The sequence below is a fragment of the Granulicella sp. WH15 genome (assembly GCF_009914315.1).
Taxonomy (GTDB): Bacteria; Acidobacteriota; Terriglobia; order Terriglobales; family Acidobacteriaceae; genus Edaphobacter.
The window spans coordinates 3,025,245-3,046,016 of record NZ_CP042596.1 but is presented as its reverse complement, the minus strand read 5'-3'; the positions used below and the strand labels follow the sequence as shown (position 1 = coordinate 3,046,016).

11 protein-coding genes are annotated in these 20,772 nt (G+C 61.3%); 8 read left to right on the top strand and 3 right to left on the bottom strand.

Annotated features, from left to right (window positions below):
- Position 1 precedes the first annotated feature (1 nt).
- From FTO74_RS12690 to FTO74_RS12655, 8 genes are read left to right on the top strand one after another with little or no spacing between them, the layout of a single operon-like run.
- Positions 2 to 325 carry a hypothetical protein gene (locus FTO74_RS12690; protein WP_162538483.1) on the top strand — a complete coding sequence of 108 codons (324 nt, stop codon included), beginning with the start codon at positions 2 to 4 and terminating at the stop codon, positions 323 to 325.
- 7 nt (positions 326 to 332) lie between these two features.
- A complete protein-coding gene (locus tag FTO74_RS12685) occupies positions 333 to 698 on the top strand; it encodes a GPW/gp25 family protein (protein WP_162538482.1) in 366 nt (121 codons plus the stop codon).
- Between the two features lie 2 nt (positions 699 to 700).
- A complete protein-coding gene (locus tag FTO74_RS12680) occupies positions 701 to 3,196 on the top strand; it encodes a putative baseplate assembly protein (protein ID WP_162538481.1) in 2,496 nt (831 codons plus the stop codon).
- Positions 3,193 to 7,272, top strand: coding sequence for a putative baseplate assembly protein (locus tag FTO74_RS12675; RefSeq protein WP_162538480.1), 4,080 nt, complete (start codon positions 3,193 to 3,195; stop codon positions 7,270 to 7,272). Before FTO74_RS12680 ends, FTO74_RS12675 begins: the two co-directional genes overlap by 4 nt.
- Positions 7,269 to 9,650: a hypothetical protein gene (locus tag FTO74_RS12670; protein WP_162538479.1), complete on the top strand. Its 2,382-nt coding sequence runs from the start codon at positions 7,269 to 7,271 to the stop codon at positions 9,648 to 9,650. The genes FTO74_RS12675 and FTO74_RS12670 overlap by 4 nt, the downstream gene beginning before the upstream one ends.
- An 11-nt stretch (positions 9,651 to 9,661) precedes the next feature.
- On the top strand, positions 9,662 to 12,121 hold the full coding sequence (locus FTO74_RS12665) for a DUF6519 domain-containing protein (protein WP_162538478.1): 2,460 nt from the start codon (positions 9,662 to 9,664) through the stop codon (positions 12,119 to 12,121).
- Between the two features lie 11 nt (positions 12,122 to 12,132).
- Complete coding sequence (locus tag FTO74_RS12660) at positions 12,133 to 13,059, top strand: DUF6734 family protein (protein ID WP_162538477.1); 927 nt, start codon at positions 12,133 to 12,135, stop codon at positions 13,057 to 13,059.
- Positions 13,060 to 13,090: 31 nt separating this feature from the next.
- Positions 13,091 to 15,277, top strand: coding sequence for a DUF4157 domain-containing protein (locus FTO74_RS12655; RefSeq protein ID WP_162538476.1), 2,187 nt, complete (start codon positions 13,091 to 13,093; stop codon positions 15,275 to 15,277).
- An 83-nt stretch (positions 15,278 to 15,360) separates the two neighbouring features.
- Here FTO74_RS12655 and FTO74_RS12650 read toward each other — a convergent pair whose 3' ends face one another.
- The 3 genes from FTO74_RS12650 to ligD form a co-directional block, all read right to left on the bottom strand.
- Complete coding sequence (locus tag FTO74_RS12650) at positions 15,361 to 17,403, bottom strand: glutaminase family protein (RefSeq protein ID WP_162538475.1); 2,043 nt, start codon at positions 17,401 to 17,403, stop codon at positions 15,361 to 15,363.
- Positions 17,404 to 17,463: 60 nt separating this feature from the next.
- Positions 17,464 to 17,973 (bottom strand): DUF1003 domain-containing protein, encoded by a 510-nt coding sequence (locus FTO74_RS12645; protein ID WP_162538474.1) that lies wholly within the window; start codon positions 17,971 to 17,973, stop codon positions 17,464 to 17,466.
- Between the two features lie 103 nt (positions 17,974 to 18,076).
- Positions 18,077 to 20,752, bottom strand: coding sequence for a DNA ligase D (gene ligD, locus FTO74_RS12640; protein ID WP_162538473.1), 2,676 nt, complete (start codon positions 20,750 to 20,752; stop codon positions 18,077 to 18,079).
- Between the last annotated feature and the right edge of the window lie 20 nt (positions 20,753 to 20,772).

Sequence of the window (20,772 nt, the reverse complement as noted above, 5' to 3'; positions counted from 1 at the left end):
TATGCCGGGGTTTCTGCTGCATATGGGAGCGACGGTTCTCTGCGCGCACGGCGGGCAAGCCATGCCGACTGCTCCGGAGCCGCGAGTGATGGTGAGCGGCCAGCCGGTGGCGACGCTTGCGGCCCCGTGGGTCATTGCCGGATGCGCACTGCCGCCACCGGCGGCGGCCAACGGTCCGTGCGTGACGGCTCAGTTTATGACCTCTGCGACGCGCGTCCTGGCCAATGGCGTGCCTGTGCTGTTACTGGATAGTCAGGCTCTGTGTACGCCCACGGCAACGCCGTTGATGCCGGTGGCGACGCAAACCCGAGTGAACGGAGTGTGAGCTAGATATGCCGACCAACATCAGCTTCCCCTTTCGCATCGATGGCCGCGGACGTACCTCCGATCCGATGACGCAGGATCAGCATGTGAGAGACATGATCGAGCAGGTGCTGTTCACCACGCCGGGCGAGCGTGCGAACCGCCCGGACTTCGGCAGCGGCTTGTTGCAGGCGGTCTTTGCGCCGGGCAGTAATGAATTTGCAGCGGCGCTGCAGTTCCTGGTGCAGGGCGGCCTGCAGCAGTGGCTGGGCGATGTCGTGCAGGTGCAGAGTGTCGATGTATCCACCGAGGACACCACGCTGACCGTGCTGGTTAGTTATGTCCTGCGCAACACGCAGACGGTGCAGGTGGCTGAATTTGTGAGGGGGCTCTGAGCATGGCTGCGAATGTGTACACCTGCGGGAACGCACTGCGCCGCGGCAAGGTGCTGGAGGCCGGAACCCTCAACGGGATCGATTTCCTTGAGGTGATGGACTCGGCTGCGGTGACGTTTGGACTGCCTCGGCAGACCACGCTGCTGTTGTATTTTCTGCATCCGGTCACAGGGTTGTCCGCAGCGAACTTTGTGCTCAGCGGCGGTGTGCGGACCACCGATACCTCGATCCTATGGGCTTTCCGCGCAGACGCAATGCCGACGGATGTAGTGACCGCAGCGCAGGCAGCAGCGTTTGCGGCGCTGGATGGGGCGGACCGCATCCTGGTCCTGCGGAGCAATGGAACCGGCGATTTTTCGACCTACACACTCTCGCTGGTGCGCAGCGCCGGACAGACGGCCGCGCCCGATGGATTCGATCCCAGGCTGGCTTCGGTCGATTTTTCCTTCAAGGTAGAGTGCCCTTCGGACTTTGATTGTGCGACGGACACGGAGTGCGCTCCTGCAACGCCAACTGACTTGCCGATCGACTACCTGGCGAAGGACTACGCCTCATTCCGGCAGCTAATGCTGGATCGTATGGCGACGACGATTCCGAACTGGACTGAGCGGAGCCCTGCGGACCTGGGCGTGGCGCTGGTGGAGACGCTGGCGTATGCGGCGGATCGGCTGTCGTACTTTCAGGATGCGGTGGCCACGGAGGCTTACCTTGGAACGGCGCGACGCCGTGTGTCCGTCCGTCGGCACGCGGTGCTGCTGGGCTACGCAATGCACGATGGCTGCAACGCGCGCGTGTGGGTCTTCGTGGAGGTAATGCCGTCCATGGGCATCGCCTACATCTATGGGCCGGGACATGCGGCGCTGCCCGTGACGCTGTTCGTGACGCAGTCGAGCCTGCCTCTGGGGCAGGTGAGCCGAACCGATGCGCTGACCGCGGTGAGCACGGGCGCGGCGTTGCCCTTCCAGGCGCTGCATGACCTGAAGGCGTACTCGGCAAATAACCAGATTCTGATCTACACGTGGAGCGATACGGGCTGCTGCCTGCCCGTGGGCTCGACGTCTGCGACGCTGCGGGACGACGGCTCAGAGGCGGTGGTGCTGGCGGCGGGCGATGCGTTGTTGCTGGAGGAGATCATCAGTCCGGTCACTGGCGCAGCAGCAGATGTGGATGCCTCGCACCGTTGCGTAGTCCGGCTCACCACGGTCACGCCGAGCATGGACCCGCTGACGGGAACGCGCCTGCTGGAGGTGACGTGGGCCGCTGCGGATGCGCTGACCTTTTCACTGTGCCTCTCTGCGTCGGTGGAGGCACTTGGCGACGCGATGCTGACTGACCTGAGCGTGGCTCGCGGCAACATGGTGCTCGCGGATCATGGCGTGACGGTGGAGGACGAGGCGCTGCAGCCCGCGGTGGTTCCGTCGACCGGCGTGTACCGGCCGGTGCTGGCGAACACGGGGCTTACCTTTCAGGTGCCCTATGACGATGCGGCGGCGAGGTCGAGTGCAGTCTCGACACTGCAGACGATGGACCCGCGCGTAGCACTCCCGGCCATCACGCTGCAGGGCAGTGAGAGTGTCTGGCAGCCCGTGGACAACCTGTTGAACGCGACGCCGTTCGAGCAGAGCTTCGTAGTGGAGACGGAGGATGACGGGTCTGCCACGTTGCGCTTCGGAGACGGCACACTGGGCGAGCTGCCGGAGAGCGACATGACGGCGACCTATCGCATTGGTAACGGGAGCGAGGGCAACGTGGGCGCAGGCTCCATCTCTAACGTGACTGCAACCGCTGTTGCCAGCGTGCGCAATCCTCTAGCGGCCGCGGGCGGCGTCGATCCCGAGCCGACGGACCAGGTGCGGCTGTATGCGCCGCAGGCCTTCCGCGTGCAGCAGCGGGCCGTGACGCCGCAGGACTATGCGGACATCGCAGGGCAGCGTGCGGATGTGCAGAAGGCCATGGCCACACGGCGTTGGACCGGAAGCTGGTACACGATGTTCGTCACCGTGGAACGCGCGAGTGCGGTGGCGGTGGATGCGACCTTTGAGAAGGATGTGGCTGCCTATCTCGAACCCTTCCGCCTGATGGGCTACGACATCGAGGTGTTGCCGCCGGTCTTTGTGCCGCTCGATATCGCCTTCAGCGTGTGCGTCAAGAGCGGATATCTCAGCAGCAGCGTGGAGGCGGCGCTGTATCAGAGCTTCAGCAGCAAGCGGATGGCGAATGGACAGACAGGGTTCTTCTACCCGGCGAACTTCACCTTTGGACAGACGGTGTATCTCAGTACCCTGATCGCCCGGGCGATGCAGGTGCCGGGCGTGCAGTGGATCAACACCGATCCGGCAGACCCGCGCAATCGCTTTCAGCGCTGGGGACAGGCCGCGGCGGGCGAGCTGCAGGCGGGCGAGATCCGTTTTTCGGATCTGGAGATTGCGCAGCTAAGTAACGATCCCAGTTCACCCGAAGACGGCCGCATCGTCTTCACCATGATGGGGGGCCTATGAGCTGCGCGAACGGAGGCTGCACCTGCGGCTGCTGCACGGGGCTAGGGCCGGTCGCGGCGGTGACGAACCGTCCCGGCCTGCCTGCACTGTCCTATCGGATCGGAACTTATACAGACTTCTTCGCGCGCATGAGTGCGCAGATCGCCTCGCCAAGCCTGCTGGCTTCGCCACCGGAGAGCGGAGGGTGGCCGATCGCGCGCCTCTCCACTCGGTCCACGGACGATCCGGCGATTGCTCTGCTGGATGCATGGGCTGTGGTGCTGGACGTTCTGAGCTTCTATCAGGAGCGGATTGCGAACGAGGGGTTTCTACGCACGGCGACGGAGCGGCGCTCGGTGCTGGAGCTGGCGCGTGAGATTGGCTATGAGCTGGACCCGGGAGTGGCCGCGAGCACATATCTTTCCTTCCTGATCGAGGACGTGATCGGCACGCCTCCTCCTGTGTCGATTCCGCAGACGCCGCGAACGCCGAGCGCGCCGACGCAGGGTGGAGCCACTTACAATCTGGGCACGGTGCAGCTCGATGCGGGGACACAGGTGCAGAGCGTGCCGCCGCAGAACCAGTTGCCGCAGACGTTTGAGACGTCGTCGCCGCTGGCCGCGCGCACGGCATGGAACCTGGTGCTGCCGCGGATGACGCGGTTCGCGGATTATGCGTTGACCGCGACGGGCACGCTGGTGATGATCGACCTGCGTGTGAACTTTGCGCCGGGCACGCCTGTGGTGCAGTTGGACGGCACCAGTTGCTATTTGTTGAATGAGTCGACGCCGATGTTGCCCGCCGGAACGCAGGTGAACGCCGTGGGCGTGGATCACGTGTACGTCGATGGCGTGAGTACGGGCTTGAGCCTGGGTGATCTGCTGATGCTGGTGGGAGTGAACGGAAGCGGGCAGGTGGTGGCAGGCTTCCAGCATGTCTTTCAACTGACGGCGGATGTAGTGGCCGGGCGCACCCGCATCGACTTCGACAGCGCTCCTGCCGCCGATCCGGGATTCGCCCTGAAGAGTTTCCCCACGAACGCGGTGCCGGGAACTCCTCTGCCGTTGACCCAGGCCAACGTGGACAAGTACATCCTGCTGGCCTCCATCACAGAGTCCGACCTGCAGGCGCTGATCGGCATCAGCGGATGGGACCCGACGCAGTTGGCGACGATGGTGAACAGCGCTCCGGAGACGGGTGTTGCGGGGGCGATGGGGATCTACAGCTTCGGGTCGGAGGCTTCGTTCTTCGGGAACAATGCTCCGCTGTGGAAGTCACTGCCGAAGCCGGACTATCAGCGCAGCGACCCGTACCCTTCAAGCTGGGACGATCTGCATGGAGGCGCGGGACCTCTGATTACGCAGACCTCGCAGGGCTCGCTGTATGGCAACGGACTGGCATACCTGGAGAGGAGCATGACCGTCACGCCTGGGTCGCTGGGGGTGCTGGAAGATAACTCCGGAGATCTGGCTGGCGTAGAGATCACGTCGGCCAACGACCGCTCGCTCGCCGACTATAGCCTCTCGGGCAAGTCCACCGGCGTGACCTTTCAGTTGATCGCGGCATCGGGCGTGCAGCAGTTCAGCAATCCGGTTGCAGCCCTGCTGAACAGCGGCAACGTGGCGGTCTTCGGGACGGCGGGCGGCAGCGTGTACCAGATGCAGAGTGCGACGGCTGCATCGTCCAAGCCGACGCTTCGGCTCTCCGGCAGCTTTCCCGCATCGGCGACCGCTATTGCGAACTACCCCAGTGCGCTGGAGGTGTTCGCGGTGGACGGCTCGGGCAACCTTATACACACCAACCTGCTGAGTGAGTCGAGCGGCGTCTGGTACGGTCCGTTCACCATCGGCACGGGCTACCGCGGCAAGCCCACGGTGGCGACGGCGGTCCTGGGGACGCCGTTCAGCAATGTGATCGATGTGTTCGTAGCCAGCGTGGATAACGAGCTGGTGCACTTCTGGTACAACACCGACCAGCCGTGGTCCGGGCCGGAGGTTCTCTCCTCGAAGTACAGCATCGGGAGCGGAGGCGCGCCGGTGTTGGTGAAGGATGGACCATCCTCGCTGGAGGTCTTCTTCATCAACGCCTCCGGTATTTTGATGCACGCCGGATATCCCCACCCGGTTGCGGGAGCGCCGCTGCCGACGTGGTGGGGACCGCTGAGCGTGCTCGGCTACCAGAACGTCAGCCTGCGCGGAACGCCTACGGCCAGCCTGTTCACGCCGGGTCATCCTGCCGGGCAGAAGCCCATCGACGTGTTCGCGCATGGGCTGGACGGTCACCTGCATCACGCCTGGTACATCAATAACGCCTGGAATGGGCTGGAGGATCTGGGCGCGCCAGCGACTGTGTCGCAGCCCTCGAACGGCGTGACCTTTGTGGGTGATCCATGCTTAGTGGAGAACGGTCCCTCGGCGTTGGAGGTGCTTTCGATCGGTACGGATGGCAACCTGTACACCACTTGGTGGACTGCCGGGAGTTGGCATGGTCCGGTGAGCCTGGGCGGAGATGGCCAACTAGTGGGCTCGCCTTCGGCCGTATCGGCGAACGGACAGATATGGGTGGTGGCGTCCGCCAAGGACGGCACGGTCTTCCAGATTCAATACGCTACGCAGGGGACATCGAGCGCGTGGTCTGGACTGGTCTCGCTGGGTGGTGGATTGAGCTTCTACACGCGTACCTCTAAGCTGCACTTCGATAGTCAGCAGCAGCCGCTGGGGCAGCCGCCGATCACCGACATCGTCGCGGCTGGAAGCCTTTCAGTGCAACTGAATGGATTTCTGCCGGGGTTGAGCGTGGGGCAGGCTGTGGCGCTGACGGGGCAGCATCCCGCGACCGACGCGGCGGGTGTGACCGGCAGCGAGATCGTTCTGTTGACGGGGATCGCGCATCACGGTGGATTCACGGAGTTGCAGATTGCATCGCCGGGGCTTCAGTTCAGCTACATCCGCAACACGCTGACGCTGAATATCAACACGGTGCTTGCCACCAACGGCGCGAGTATTCCTGTGACCGAGATTCTGGGCGGTGGCGATGCGACGCAGGCGAACCAGAGCTTTGTGCTCTCGCGGACGGCGCTGACCTATGTGCCTGCGGCAACGGCTACAGGTAGTATCAGCACGCTGACGATTCGGGTAAACGGCATTGAGTGGAAGGAGGCTCCGACGCTGTACGATCTGGGGCCTAACGACCGTAACTACATCCTGCGTGAGGACGACACGGGTACGGTGACGGTGACGTTTGGCGATGGCATCTGCGGGGCGCGCCTGCCCACGGGGCAGAACAATATCTCCGCGCAGTACCGCACGGGCATCGGCGTTGCGGGCAACGTAGCGGCTGGAACGTTGAGCGTGTTGCAGTCGCGGCCGCCGGGGCTGCGCTCCGTCAATAACGCGGTGCCCGCAAGCGGAGGCGCAGACCCGCAGGTGCTGGCCGACGCGCGGACGAATGCGCCGCGCACCGTGCTGACGCTGGATCGCATCGTCTCCGTGGAGGACTATGAGAACTTTGCCGCGACCTTTGCGGGGATCGGCAAGGCCCAGGCAGTTTTGCTTCCGCTGTCGAGTGCGGAGTTCCAGGTGATTCACATCACGCTCTCAGGTGGCGGCGGCGCTGCCGTCGACGCTACTTCGGACCTGTTTGTGTCGCTGGCCGCTGCGATTGATGCGATGCGCGATCCCGGCCCCTTTGTGCATATCCGCACGTATACCCCGGCGCTCTTCAACCTGTCGGCGCAGCTCATTCTTGATCCGGCTTACATTGCGGCGGATGTGCTGGCGAGTGCGGGGGCGGCGGTGAGCACGGCCTTCAGCTTCGCCAATCGCGACTTCGCGCAGCCGGTGCTGGCGGCCGAGGCGATTGCAATCCTGCAGGCGGTGGAGGGCGTGGTGGCGGTGGAGCTATCTCTGCTGCGACGGAACTCGGGCACGTATGCACCGACGGACCCGCTGGTGATGCCGGTGCTGGTGGCCGCGGCCGCGGGCATTCCTGCCGGATCGAATCCCACCACGGTTTCTGCTGTATTCGCGGCCATTACACCGGCGGAGCTGCTGCTGCTGAATCCGGTGGGTCTCACGCTTACGGAGAAGACATCATGACCAGCTCGACGCCAACGACCAACCTGTTCCAGATGCTGCCGTCGGTGTACCGGATTCGCGATGGCCTGTCCGGCGGCGCTCTCGAGAACCTGATGGCGATTCTGCAGGACGCGCACGATGCCATCGACGCGGACATCGCGCAGATGTACGAGAACTGGTTCATTGAGACCTGCGCGGAGTGGGTGGTGCCGTACCTCGGCGATCTGTTGAAGTCCACGGTGCTGGAAAGCTCGGACCTGGCGGGCGTGACGCTGCGCGGCTACGTGGCCTCGACGCTGTCGTACCGCAGGCGCAAGGGAACGACGGTGGTGCTGGAGCAGTTGGCGCGGGATATCACCAACTGGCCTGCTGTAGCGGTGGAAGGGTATCAGTTGCTGGCCACCACGCAATATATGCAGCATCTGCGGCCCGGCAACGTGGTGACGATGGATATGCGCGATGGGGATGCGTTGGCGGCGCTGGGTGGGGCGTGGGACCGCGCGGCGCGTACGGCAGACCTGCGCGGAATCGAGAGCCCGTCCATCCGCAGCATGGCGACGAGTGGAGATCCGGGCAGTGGCACGCAGTTGTACGGACGGGCGAACCTGACCAACATTGCGATCTTCTTGTGGCGCATCGAATCGTTCGCGCTGAACAGTGTGACGCCGCGCGCTGTGACTGCGGGGGCAGACGGTAGATATCGCTTTCATCCATTGGGCATCGATGCGCCGTTGTTCGGCAACGGGAGTCCGTTGCCGCAGTTCACGCAACCCGCGGGTCCGCAGGATATTCCTGGGCCGTTGCTGCTGCGTGCGCTGGCAGCAGACCTGGAGGCGCTGCGGCAGTCGATGGTCGATAACGGATCGCTGCCGGGTGTGGCAGGTACGGCGACGTATGCGTCTATCTACTTCGGCGCTGCGCCTGTCCTGCAAGTGCTGATGAATGGCCTCCCCATCGCGCCGGAGAAGATCTCCATCTGCGACCTCAGCGATGTGGATGCGGCAGGGAACTGGAGGACGCTGCCCGCCTCCCGGACGTACACACGGTCGTTCGACGGCACCAGCACCGTGATGCCGATTCAGGCGTGCGTCGATCCCGTGCTGGGGCGTCTGGCATTCCCGGCAAGTGCGCCTGCGGGGTCGGTCACGGTGGACTTCAGCTACGGCTTCAGCGGGGAGATGGGCGGAGGGCCGTATGATCGCACGGCCTCGCTGCGCGGCGTGATGACCGGCATCGACCCGACGGACGATACCGATGTGTACTGGCAGGCGCTGGTGGACGTGACGGGCAGGTTGGCCAGAGCAGACTATGTCTATCCGGATCTTGCGTCGGCGGTTGCCGCATGGAATGCACTGCCACCGTCAGGAAGCAGCTCGCCCGGAAGCAGTACGGATGCGCCAAGGCCCGGCCGCTTTGGCGTGATCGTTCTGCCGGACAGCCGAACGTACACGGCTCCGACGGCCACGATTGAGGTTGCGGATGGCGAGAGCCTATTGCTCGTGGGCGCGACGTGGCCGACGCTGGAGAGCCTGAGTCCGACCGTGTCCTTCGCGATCACGGCCGGTAACTGCCGCCCGCACATACTGGGCGATCTACAGGTAGCGGGCACCGCGCCTTCGACCAGCGCAAACCCGGGAACGCTGCTGCTGAACGGCATTCTGCTGGAAGGTTCTCTGCGCGTGATGAGCGGCAACCTGGGGAAGTTGCAGATCGATCACACCACGGTGTCTCCGCTGGATTCTGTGCTGCAGGTGCTGGCCGATGCCAGCGGCCTGCCGGGGTTGCAGAACACGGCGTTGAGCGTGGTGGTGAACCGCAGCATCGTGGGTCCGGTGGTCTTTGCGGATGGGACCGGCGGCGCGCCGACGATTGCCATAACGGACTCAATTGTGGATGCGGCAGGCGCAGAGGCGATCCACGCGCCGGAGGCGGATGCGACGCTGAGCGGATGCACGATACTGGGAACGATCGGCCTGGTGGATGCGATCGGGTTGCGCACGCTGTCCGCATCGAATGTGATCTTTACCGGCGTGGTGAACGTGGAGCGGGTGCAGAGTGGATGCCTGCGGTACTGCTCGCTGCCTCCGCAATCGGTCTCGGTGCCGCGACGCTTCCGCTGCCAGCCGGATCTGGCAGCCGCGGCCGTTTCGGGTACAGCCGCGATTGCGGCCGTGCAGCGGAGGCTGACGCCCTCGTTCACCAGCACGCAGTTCGGTGATCCAGCCTATGGGCAGTTGAGTGCGACCTGCGCGCCGGAGATCCGGGCAGGTGCCGACGATGGATCGGAGATGGGATCGTTCGGGTTTCTTGAGCAGCCGCAGCGCGATGCGAATCTTCGCTCCGTGCTTCCGGAGTATCTTCTCCCCGCGTTTGGGGCTGGCATCTTTTACATGTCCTAAGGAAGGTTTATATGGCAGGCGATATCTCTCGTTTCTCCTTTCAAGCAGCCAAGGCGAACACCGGCGTACGGATGCAGCAGGGCCGCGTCATGCTGGACGCGGACTGGAATGAGCAGCTCGATATACAGGCATACCGTGAGCGGATGCTGGCGACGGATCTGCTGGGATCGGCGGTTCCGAGTGTGGTTCCGGGCTTCGCTATTTCGACGGACGGAACGGCGCTGATCGTCAATCACGGACGGATGTATGTGGAAGGCATCCTGTGTGAGAACACGACGCCATGCACGGTATTTCCTCCTGCGCCGCCCTCGACTGGCTCCGGATCTCCGACTGAACCGCCCAATCCGGGGATGAGTCTTGTTCCCCTCAACCCAGGGCTGCTGGGCCGCACCTTCAGTGAGCGGGTGGACCTGGCTTTGAAGGCGAAGCTGACGCTGGCTCCAGTCGTGTCTGTTTCTACTTCCACTGCTGCCGATGATGATGATGGGACTCCAGCGCCGAGCCTCTTCGATACTCCAGTGACGAGCAGCGCGGGGCTGTCTGTTCAGCCGTTTCTGCCTAGCCTTCCTGCTGTGTTGCAGACTGGCCAGTACGCGGTCTATCTCGACGTGTGGGAGCGCGACATTACCGCGCTGGAAGACCCGTCGATCCGAGAGGTCGCGCTGGGCGGCCCTGACACCACGACGCGGACGCGGGTGGTCTGGCAGGTGAAGCTGGGCCTGTACGATGGACCTCAGGGGTGCCCGTCGAACCTGTATAGCGAAGGCATTCTCAACCCGAGCGCAAGCTGGTTGAGCGCGCGCGCGGCTGCGGCCGATCCGACGAGCAATCCCTGCCAGATCTCCGCGACGGCGGGCTATCGCAGCCTCGAGAACCAGCTCTATCGCGTGGAGATTCATACGCCGGGACAGACGGGGCAGGCAAGTTTCAAGTGGTCGCGCGACAATGCCTCCATCGTGGTGGGATGGGAGGGAGGCGATGGCAGCTTGTCTGTCACCTCGCTGGGGCGAGACAACACGCTCGGCTTTGCGGCGGGGCAGTGGGTGGAGCTTACGGATGACTCGCACGAGATCGCCCAGAAGAATGGGACGCTGGTGCAGTTGAGCAGCGCGGAGCTGGTGGGACAGGTGCCGACCCTCACCATCGATACCTCGACCGCAGCACCCGGTTCGGACCTCACATTCGCGAAGTTTCCGTCGAACCCGAAGGTGCGGCGGTGGGACCAAAGCTCCGCTTCGTCGACGAACCTGGTGAGTGGCGCGATCCCCATTGTCGAAGAGACCTGGATAGACCTGGAAAACGGTGTGCAGGTGTACTTCGGCAAAGGCGGCTCCTACCAGACTGGAGATTTCTGGCTGATGCCCGCGCGCACGGCAACCACGGCAAGCCAGCCCACGGTGATCTGGCCGGTGGACACAAATAACGCGCCGGTGGCTCAGGTGCCGCAGGGGATTCGCCACCACGTTGCGTCGCTCGCGGTGGTGAACTTCGATGGAACGAACTGGTCCGTGTTGAGCGATTGCCGCAGAGTCTTTGCACCCATCTCCACGGTGCCGGCAGCCGTTGTTTCTTCGGTGAATACGCTGGACCCGCAGTATAAACAGGTCGTTTCGGGATCGGTGTTGGAGCCGGTCGACCTGTTCACGGGGTTGCATGTGGCCTTCAGGAACATCATCGACGCTTCCAGGCTGAATGTGAGTACGTTTGCGGTGAGCCTGGATCTTCCGGCAAGCGATGAGCTCTTTGCCGAGTCAGTCCAGTTTGGGCAACAGGTGCCCGCGGCAATCGCAGTGAAGGCGCTGGGCAACTATAGCGTCGTGAAGCAGAGCGGCACCACGTGGTCTCCGTTTGCATCTACAAGCAGGTACTTCCTCACGCGCCTCGCTCAGTTCGGAGCGGTCACGCTGGCGCAGGGACGGGCGCAGTTGCAACTGAGAATTCGTACTGCGGCCATTCTGCAGGGGGTGCAGAACGACACAGGGTTTGGCTTGAACGAGGAGATCGTCTTCACGCTGTCGGCCTGGGTGAAGCCGTATATGGATCCGACGGTTTTCGCAGGTCCGGTGATGAGCCGCTATCAGGTCTTCGGTCCGGATGCCTCCGGCGATTACGTTGCGGTGGGCTTTATGGCATCTTCTGTCTTCAATCAGATGATGCAGTTGCCCGCTGCGGATGTGAGCGGCAAGATCTACGAGCAGCCGGTGTTGATGGCGACAGGGAAGAGCGTGTACGCCTATGTGCCGACCGATCTGGAGCGCAAGGGAAACTTCTCGCAGTTTGCGGTGCAGCTACTGGATCCGGCCACAGGCGGGGTCATCCCCGGCAATGTGATTCCAGCCAGCGAGTGGCCGGTTGCGGGGCAGCGCGACGGCATCTTTGCCTGGCGCTTCCGCGGTAACGCGCCTCCACCTTCGCCCTATGCGGCGTACTACGGCTATGGCGGCGGAGTGGTAGGCGGTGAGCTGATCTAACAGGAGGTCCCTTGCGAGCAGTCTGGTCATTCTGGAGCCGTCCTCATCTGTCCGGGCGCAACTTTACCTGGAAGACGGAGCTGCATCACCGTCTTTCCTGGATTCTGTCGGTGGAGAGCGCCCGCCCGCACTTCAGCTCTCTGGCTTTGTGGACGGACGACGCCGGTGCCGAGATGCTGATCGGCCAGCTTGGCCTGCGCTTCGATGAGGTCTCGACATCGTTGAATGTGCTGGCCGAAGACGACACCGACTGGTGGATGATGGGCAAGTTGCAGTGCTATGCGGAGCAGTATCAGCCCTATGTACACATCGACTCCGACGTATACCTGTTTCAGCCGCTGCCGGAGTGGGCCAGGACGGCTGCAGTGGTGGCGCAGAATCCGGAAGACACCGTCGCGGCTCTGCCCTGGTATGACGCGGACCGCGCCGCGCTGATGATCCGGGTCCATGGCAACCGCCGGATTCCAGAGGAGTGGACGTGGTATCGCACCTTTTCTCCGGTGCAGACGGCGGCGTGTTGCGGCATAGTCGGCGGCAACCGAACGGATCTCCTTCGTCGTTATGCGGATACGGTGCTGTCGGTGCTGCGTGCGCCGGAGAACCGCAGGGCCTTTGACGATTGGGACGACAAACGTGTGCTCAATCCACTGTTTGAACAGTACCTGCTGGCGGCCTGCGCGGCGTATGAGGGCGTGCCCATCACGTATCTGTTCGAGTCGTATGGGCAGGCTGTGAACGGCGGCGCTGCGCGTCTTGGCTTCACTCATCTAATGGCGGGATCGAAGGTCGATCCCGATCTGATGGAGCGGCTGGAACGCCGTGTTGCACGCTGCTATCCGGAACTCTACGAGAGGGCCGTGAGCAGCATGGAGGTATTGGAAGAGAGCGCCGCGAAGGACTCCGCGCCTGTAGAGGACGAAGAGCGCGTCGGGGTCTGAACGAAGGGTTGCCGCAGGAGGAGCGTACATCATGGAGTTTGCCTCAGCGGAGCGCAAGCCCGCAGCCAGGACCACACCGGCACAGTTGCGTGTGGGGCCGGTGCAGGATGCGCTGGAGATGGAGGCCGAACGAGTTGCAGATGCTGTAATGGCATCGGCTCCGCCGAGCTTTCCGTCGTCTCCGGGGGGCGGCGGTGCGCCGATGATTCGACGCTGCGCCTGCGGTTCGCCAGCCCGCGGCGAGGAGTGTGAAACGTGCCGGAAGGCGCGGCGGAAGAGCGAAGGCAAGGTGCAACGCGAGGCCGATGGCCAGGCGTATCCGGAGTTCGCTCCTCCGCTCGTGCATCATGTGCTGGCGACGTCGGGTAATCCGCTGGATGGTTCTGCGCGGCCCTTCCTCGAAGGGCGCTTCGGATTCGACTTCAGCCGGATTCGCATTCACAATGACGCGCGCGCGCACCAGTCGGCGGAGGGGATTGGAGCCAATGCGTACACGGCGGGCGATCACATTGTGTTTGCTCGCGGACGGTATGCCCCGGAGACCTGGGCAGGCCGCCGTCTGCTGGCGCACGAGCTTGCGCACACGGTGCAGCAGCGCAGGGGCGAGGCGAAGAGCGTGCAGCGGCAGCCGACTCCGCCACCGATTCATGCGGATGCGGATTTTTCCGCCAACGTGACCCGCCTGGAGGAGATCATCCGCACTGGCGGTCCAGTTCCGGGCGAGACGCGGGTGATTGCTTCCGCCATCATCGACGTGGAGGGGTATACCGGACCGCGCGAGATGCGCGCCATCAGCGGAGCGGCCACGGACGCTTTGGGGCAGGGAGCGCCGGTGTACCATGCGCACTCTCCCGCGGGTGGACCAGGGGCGGCAACCTCGGCTACTCGGAGCATCGCAGGTGCGGGCAGCCGTCGCGAATTTCCGTTCTCGCACATCAACGATGCGGAGCGGAAGATCTTTGAAGACCTTGCGGGGAGGCTTCCCGAGAACGCGAGAGGAACAGTCCATTTTCTTACGGAGCGCGTTCGGCAGGTGAATGGGCAGACTGTGTTTGAACCCATCCCCGCGTGCTCCGGATGCACGCAGGCGACCTTTCAGATGGGCAGCTTTCGCGGAGTGAACTTCGTCAGCCACGCCGCGACGCATCCGACGCCGACGCTGGATCTCGGCAAGGGGCCGGAGAATAAGGTGAATCCGCCGCCGGAGACGAAACCGAAGGCTGAGCCTGAGAGCACCAAGGCGTTAGGCGAGGCGGAAGGAGGCGTTGGGACTAAGGCACTGGGAGAGGCCGAGGGAGGACTGGGTACGAAGGCTCTCGCGGATTCAGAGGGTCTGGAGGGAGGCTTGGGAGCGGCTGCCGGTGAAGAGGCTGCTGCTGCCGATGCGGCGCTGGGAACTCGCGCCCTGGGCAAGGCAGGAGGCATCGCAGTAGGCATCGCCTTGATCGCGGGGTGGGTTCTTTGGGAGATCACGGTAGAGCCCAAACTGCAAAAATTACGTGACACGGTGGAGGGGTACAAGGATGAGCGCCGTAAAGAGTTTATGGCGAAGATCCAGCAAGATTTTCAGAAGCAGGGATCGGAGCGGGTGGGGCTCATCCTCAAATCCTGCTGGCTGCAGAGGCTGCGTGAGAAAGAGAAGGAAGGTAAGAAATCGTACGTCCATGTTTCGCTCAAAGTGACGTATAGGGACAACCGGATCTTCTTTACGCATGGTGATCCCGAAGCCCCGCTCGATCTAGATTATGCAGGCTCGGAGGTGGTCGGTGTCAGCGTAGATCAGACGGTTCAGGGGGCGTCCCTCGAGCCTCTGGTGCACTCTGATGAAAAGAGCTTTATGACCGCCAGCAAGGTCTTCTGGACGCAGATTCTTCACTTTTCTTTTGAAGCGCCTACAACGGCTGCTATCGAGAAGGAGTTCGGCAAAGCGGACGATGTGCTGAACTGTCAAAGCGGGGCTTGCTTCATCGCGACGGCCTGCTACGGTACGTCCAGCGTTCCGCAACTGGATACGCTTCGCTCATTCCGTGACGGGGTGTTGGCGCGCTCGCGTGCGGGACGCGCATTGGTGCGGTTCTACTACCGCAACTCCACTCCAGTTGCCCTCTATCTATGGAAGCACAGCGCTGCTCGTCGCACCGTTCGTTACGGGCTGGTTGCACCGCTAGTCCTGCTTGTTCGCGTCTGCGGGGCGGGTGGCGCAGGTCAGCAACTCTGATTGATGGGGGTTCGGCTTCCGCTCGCTCATCTTATTCGTCAGCTTTCATGACGCTCTAGCCTTGTCGAAGAGAGGCTAGCTCACTACTTGGGGCCAAGCCCTGACTGCCGCAGCGATCGGATGAAGATGCCTCCTACGACGGATCGTGCTTGAAAGCCCTCCTGTTTGCCGGTCTTTGTGTCGTACCAATCGGTAAGTGGGACACGGGTTGGGGTTTCATCCAGCCACCTTCCCAGCGGGACGACCAGCATGCGGAAGGTAGCATCCTCGTCGGCCAACGTTGCCGTCCACAGCTCCCAGTCGAGCTTCGTGTAATCTCTTCGACTGTCGAGCGGAAGGCCGTACTGGTTGAGCTTTGTCTTGTAGTACGCCAACTCGGCGTTCTTCACGGATGCAGGAAAGAGCCTCAGTTCGAGCAGGTCGTCCCACACCAGGTTGTACTTTTGGCTCCAGGTGTTTGCAGAATCGAATGCCAGTTTGTAGTGGTCGCCTTCCTTTGCCAGGTCAATCCACTTCTTAGCCATGTCCTGAGACAGAGCTGTGTATTCTCTGGCCAGCTTGTCATCGCCAACTCCCTTTGCTATTTCGGCAAAGGCTCCGAGCGCATCAATCGCTTTGATGGAGAGGTTCGCATTGTGTGCGAGGTGGCCGGCAAAATCATCGGTGGAGAGCTGGTTTTCCGGATCAAGACCTTTATCTTTCAAATAGGCTGCCCACTTGACCAGCAGCGGCCAGTACTGCTTCGCGAAGTGCCAGTCGCCCTGAGCCCTGCCCATTGCTGCGATCATCAGCAGCATGTTGCCGCTTTCTTCCACAGGCATCTGGTCCTCTTCAGTCATCTCTCCGCCGCCGTAAACCTGGCCGTTAGCCAGTGGATAAGTTCCTAAGTCGTGCGGCGCAAAAGGGAACCTCCACCTTGGGAGAGAGGCGTACTCCATCACAGGCTTTAGCTGCGCCTCCAGCAGGGCCGGGTTGAAGTAGAGAAAGAACGGCGAGGAAGGATAAAGCACATCGACGGTCGCGATGCAGCCATTAGAAAAGTTCTCTTTAGGAAACTGCAGCGGAGATCCATCCATATCGGCAGCCAGGCCATTGGCAGCCAGTGTCTGCCGGAAGGCAAGCGTCGCGAGCCGTGCATAGACCGGTCCACCATCTTTTATGAGCTTCGCGGTTAGCTGTTTATCGTATGCCTCGGACTTTGATACAGCCGAGGCATACCCTTGCATCGCTTCGATGAGCATGGCTTGCACCGGTTTTCCGTTGCGAGCCCAGTAGGGCTTAAGACGGCGGTTCAGATATTCGATTGCAAAAGGCTGCGTGAACGCGAGACCGACATGCCGCTCGACGGTTTGCGATGCGCTCACCTGCAGCGTCTCTGCCACGGCCAGCAGCGGGGCACGATTGGCCTGCCGAGGCTGATCGAGATCGTCGTCGTGCGGGATTCCGCCGGTCTTGAGAAATTCGGCCTGTGAGTTGGCAGCGGTGGAAGTCATCGCCTGTGAGTCAGCCGGTACGACAAGATGGAAGTAGCCCCAGTCGGCGCGAAGATTGTCTCCGGCCCGGACGAGTGCTCTCTGCTCCAGGGAACCAACGCTCAGGATTTCCAGATTACCGGCCCTGCCGCGGCGCCACGTTACCTGCTGATCGGAGGTATCCACGGCGATGCGTGCATCAATCCCCAGATAAAGTTCAATGGTGTGTGGTTTCCCGTCGGTTGCGGTGGCTCTCCAGGTGAGATAGGTCACTGGCTGCGAGAGCAGGTCAAGATCCGTAGGGATTCCGGGGGAGAGAAACGTCGCCTGCAGCCGGACTCCCGCCGACTCAAACGTGTACTCCGTCCGCGTCGGCGTGACATGTAGCCCTGTCTGCTTCATAGCTGGAGTCATGCTGGGATTGCGGCCCATCCAGCGATATGATATGCCATCAATCCGGGCGAAACCATGCATCGGCATCTCGGCACCGGTCCAGTGCTTCGTATTCTGGTCGGTAAGATTGTCTGCCATCGACCAGACGCTGAAGTAGGGGTCAAAGGCGATGAGAGGCGAAGCGGGGTTGCGCTCGTTTTGAGCTGTTGCGAATGGAGAGGTGAGAATCAGAACAGCCAGAGCAAGAGTCTTCAGAGCCATGCAGAGCAGGCTACCGCATAATACTCAGGTCCCGCCACTCTGCATGTGCAGGACGCATGGTTATTCCGCAGCCTGGATATTTTCCTGGATGTTTTTTGCCATGTCTTCGATGGACGTCTGCTCACTGAGCTCTTTGATCTCGGGTTGGTCGGCCACCCTTCCGAGACCCGCCTGTTTCGCCAACTGCCTGCTCATTTCGAGGACCGCGGTGATCTCCCTCTCGCTCAGAAGAAGAATCTGTAACATCAGATGATCTCTTTCGTCCCCGCGCCGTCCTATGCGCGATTGCCGAATGAGGATGAAGCTTGCCAGAAGAAGCGCCTCCAGCGCCACGATGGTGCTGAGAAGAGAGTAGGGCGGCGGATCGAAGTGATGTAGTTGGGTAATCTTGAGGCTGTTCAGAGTGATCCATGCCGCAAAGATCACCAAGTGGAGGCCAACGAATGCCAGGCTCCCGGCGAATCCGGCGACTTCATCACTCAGTTTTTCGGCGCGGGTTCTCCGTGACAGGAAATCCTGTTCGTGTTTGGCGATGAGATCAATGTGTTCCTGAACGTGGCTCTGAGACATTGCAATTCCTTCCTTGCTATCTAGATCCTCGATATCTTCGTTGCTACGCTGAGGGCTATCAAGGTTCGATGCAAGCCATACTGGATACCTTCTTATCGCATCGCTATTGTCGCGCTACGGTAAAAGAGAGTTCCTGCTGTGCCTGGAAGAAATCCTTCCATGGATCCGATTTAAGCCGTTTCCTCCACTTTCCGAAGTCGGCAACACGACAGACCGGATATTCATCCTGTTTCAGTTCGGACCAGTCTAAGGGCAAAGATACGTTCATACCGGATCGCGCTCGGGGCGAAAAAGGTGCGACTGCTGTCGCCCCTCGTTCGTTACGAAGATAATCCAGATAAATCTTGTTCTTGCGGGCTGCCTTACTCATCTTTGTTAGATAAAGATCTGGATTCTGTTGTTCCATCGCCAGTACAAACTGGTGCGAGAACTCTTTGACATCCATCCACTCGCGTGTCGGCTGTATGGGAACTACAACATGCAGGCCCTTGCCTCCCGTTGTTTTCAGGAAGCTGACAAGGCCCAAAGTCTTTAGCTGCTTCCTGATCTCTAGAGCGGTAGACGCGAGAGTCTGCCAGGAGATGGCGATGTCAGGATCTAAATCGAAGATGATGCGATCGGGGTGCTCAAGATCTTCATTGCACGATCCCCAGGGGTGCACTTCGAGAACGCCCATCTGCGCAAGCTCTGCAACGGCCTCTCGCGTTGACAGAGTAATGTAGGCTTCTGGTTTCCCGGTCTTCTTATCGGGAACGGAGACGGTATCGACTGCTGCTGACACTGTCTTGTTCCCATGCTTCTGAAAGAAGCAGTTATGGCCGGTCCCATCGGGGCAACGCACTAAGGACAACGGCCGGTTCGCGATGTGAGGCAGGATGAAGGGAGCGATCTCCCAGTAGTACTCCGCCAACTTACTTTTGGTCAGATTTGTTTCCGCGTCGAGAATCTTATCTGGATTGGTAAATGTAATGGGCGATACCGGGGGAACGTTTTTCTTCGATAGAGCCGTCTCTACTGGAGCAGGGAATGATGCTGGCGTTTTGCTCTTCGTGGGTTTTGTAGCTCGGGGTTTGGAAACCGCACTATCTTCCTTCCGTACCTCAATTGCGGGTTTATCTTCCCGAATGCCTTGGAACGCGGCTTGCCTAACCAGGTTATCGGCGGTCCAGGTAGCGAAGGTTACCTGGGCTACCAATTCGGGCTTCACCCAGATCGCACCGCGCCGCGCGTCGGCAGGTAGCTGACCATGAAAGGGACTCTTCTCCTGTTTGCGCTCATCGAGCTGCGATCGCAGTGCCTGATGGGTCTTTTGCGTAAAGCCTGTGCCTGTCCGGCCTGCATAGATCAGTGCGCCATCCCGATAGTAGCCGAGCAGCAATGCACCCACGCCAAGACCTCCATTCGAGAGGAGTGTGTAGCCGCCGATCACGAACTCCTGTTCGTGGATACACTTCGACTTCAGCCAGCTTGAGGATCGTCCAGAGACATAGGCAGACGACGCTGATTTCGATACGATGCCTTCGGCATGAAGCTCACAAGCATGATGGAATAACTCCATTCCATCAGCCTCCAGGTGTTCGCTGAAGCGGATGAACTCGCCCGCATCCTGAACGATGCTCAAGAGTAGTTCTTTTCTCTCCTTCAGCGGCCGCGGGCGAAGATTGTGTCCGTTGAGATGAAGCAGGTCGAATACAAAGTAGGTAAGTGGGTGCTTGACGCCTTCCTGAAAGGAAGCTTGCAGGTTCGCAAAGCTCGTCGTGCCGTCCTCGGAGAGCACGACTACCTCTCCATCAAGGATGGCCAGTTCTACTGGAAGAGCCGCAATTTGTTCGGCAATGGTCTTCATGCGGTGCGTCCAGTCGAGACCGTTGCGGGTCAGGAGCTGAACTTTCTTACCTTCTTTTCGAGCCTGGATGCGGTAGCCGTCGAGCTTTAGCTCATGCAGCCAGCCAGGTCCCCTGGGAGGTGTGGCCGTCGAAGACGCGAGTTGAGGCTCCATGAATCCGGGCAATTTCTCATCAGGAATTTTCGCGAGCGAGGGAAGCGGGCTTGCGGCTCTCTTCTTCTTCGCTCCATTGCTATTTGTCGGCTCCTGCCTGTACCAGGCGTTGCCATCCGCAGTCTTGCTGGAGTCCCAGACATGGTCTTCATGTTCGGCAATCTGTTCTAAGCTACGCCCGGTGACGACGCTGTTCGGCATCTCTTCAGTGATGGGCTCGTCATCCGCAGTCTTCTCGAACTCATCATGTTCCTTGATCAGAAGCCAGTTTGGCTTTCGTTCGCCGCCAGCCTTTCCTTCCATGCGAACGAGTGCCCATTTGCCGCGCATTTTTTTGCCGTGCATGACGAACTTGAGCGATCCCTTACGCAATCCTTCAGCCACGTCGGTGTGGCCGGCCTGTGGTTCCCAGGTTCCCTGATCCCAGATCATGACGGTGCCTCCGCCATATTGGCCCTTTGGAATAATGCCCTCGAAGCCGCCGTACGCCATGGGATGATCTTCGACCTCGACTGCAAGACGTCTCTCGCTGGGGACATAACTCGGGCCTTTAGCGACAGCCCAGCTTTTTAGAACCCCGTTCCAGCCAAGTCGAAAGTCGTAGTGAAGCCGCGTCGCGGAGTGTTTCTGAACAACGAAGGGGAACTGACCCTGCTTGGGAGCGGCACCTTTTTGCCTGCCGCTTGGCTCGGATGTGATGGAGAAGTCGCGCATGGAACGATAGCGCTCAAGTTGTTCCTCAACCGCATCGGATGGTGCCTGCTTTCGGTGTGTCTTCATTGTCCCCCCATCGAGCCACT

Excerpts from the sequence above, each read along its gene's own strand:
- FTO74_RS12645 (WP_162538474.1), bottom strand. The coding sequence starts at position 17,973 with ATGTCTCAGAGCCACGTTCAGGAACACATTGATCTCATCGCCAAACAC.
- FTO74_RS12685 (WP_162538482.1), top strand. The coding sequence starts at position 333 with ATGCCGACCAACATCAGCTTCCCCTTTCGCATCGATGGCCGCGGACGT.
- FTO74_RS12690 (WP_162538483.1), top strand. The coding sequence starts at position 2 with ATGCCGGGGTTTCTGCTGCATATGGGAGCGACGGTTCTCTGCGCGCAC.
- FTO74_RS12680 (WP_162538481.1), top strand. The coding sequence starts at position 701 with ATGGCTGCGAATGTGTACACCTGCGGGAACGCACTGCGCCGCGGCAAG.
- FTO74_RS12665 (WP_162538478.1), top strand. The coding sequence starts at position 9,662 with ATGGCAGGCGATATCTCTCGTTTCTCCTTTCAAGCAGCCAAGGCGAAC.
- FTO74_RS12675 (WP_162538480.1), top strand. The coding sequence starts at position 3,193 with ATGAGCTGCGCGAACGGAGGCTGCACCTGCGGCTGCTGCACGGGGCTA.
- ligD (WP_162538473.1), bottom strand. The coding sequence starts at position 20,752 with ATGAAGACACACCGAAAGCAGGCACCATCCGATGCGGTTGAGGAACAA.
- FTO74_RS12650 (WP_162538475.1), bottom strand. The coding sequence starts at position 17,403 with ATGGCTCTGAAGACTCTTGCTCTGGCTGTTCTGATTCTCACCTCTCCA.
- FTO74_RS12655 (WP_162538476.1), top strand. The coding sequence starts at position 13,091 with ATGGAGTTTGCCTCAGCGGAGCGCAAGCCCGCAGCCAGGACCACACCG.
- FTO74_RS12670 (WP_162538479.1), top strand. The coding sequence starts at position 7,269 with ATGACCAGCTCGACGCCAACGACCAACCTGTTCCAGATGCTGCCGTCG.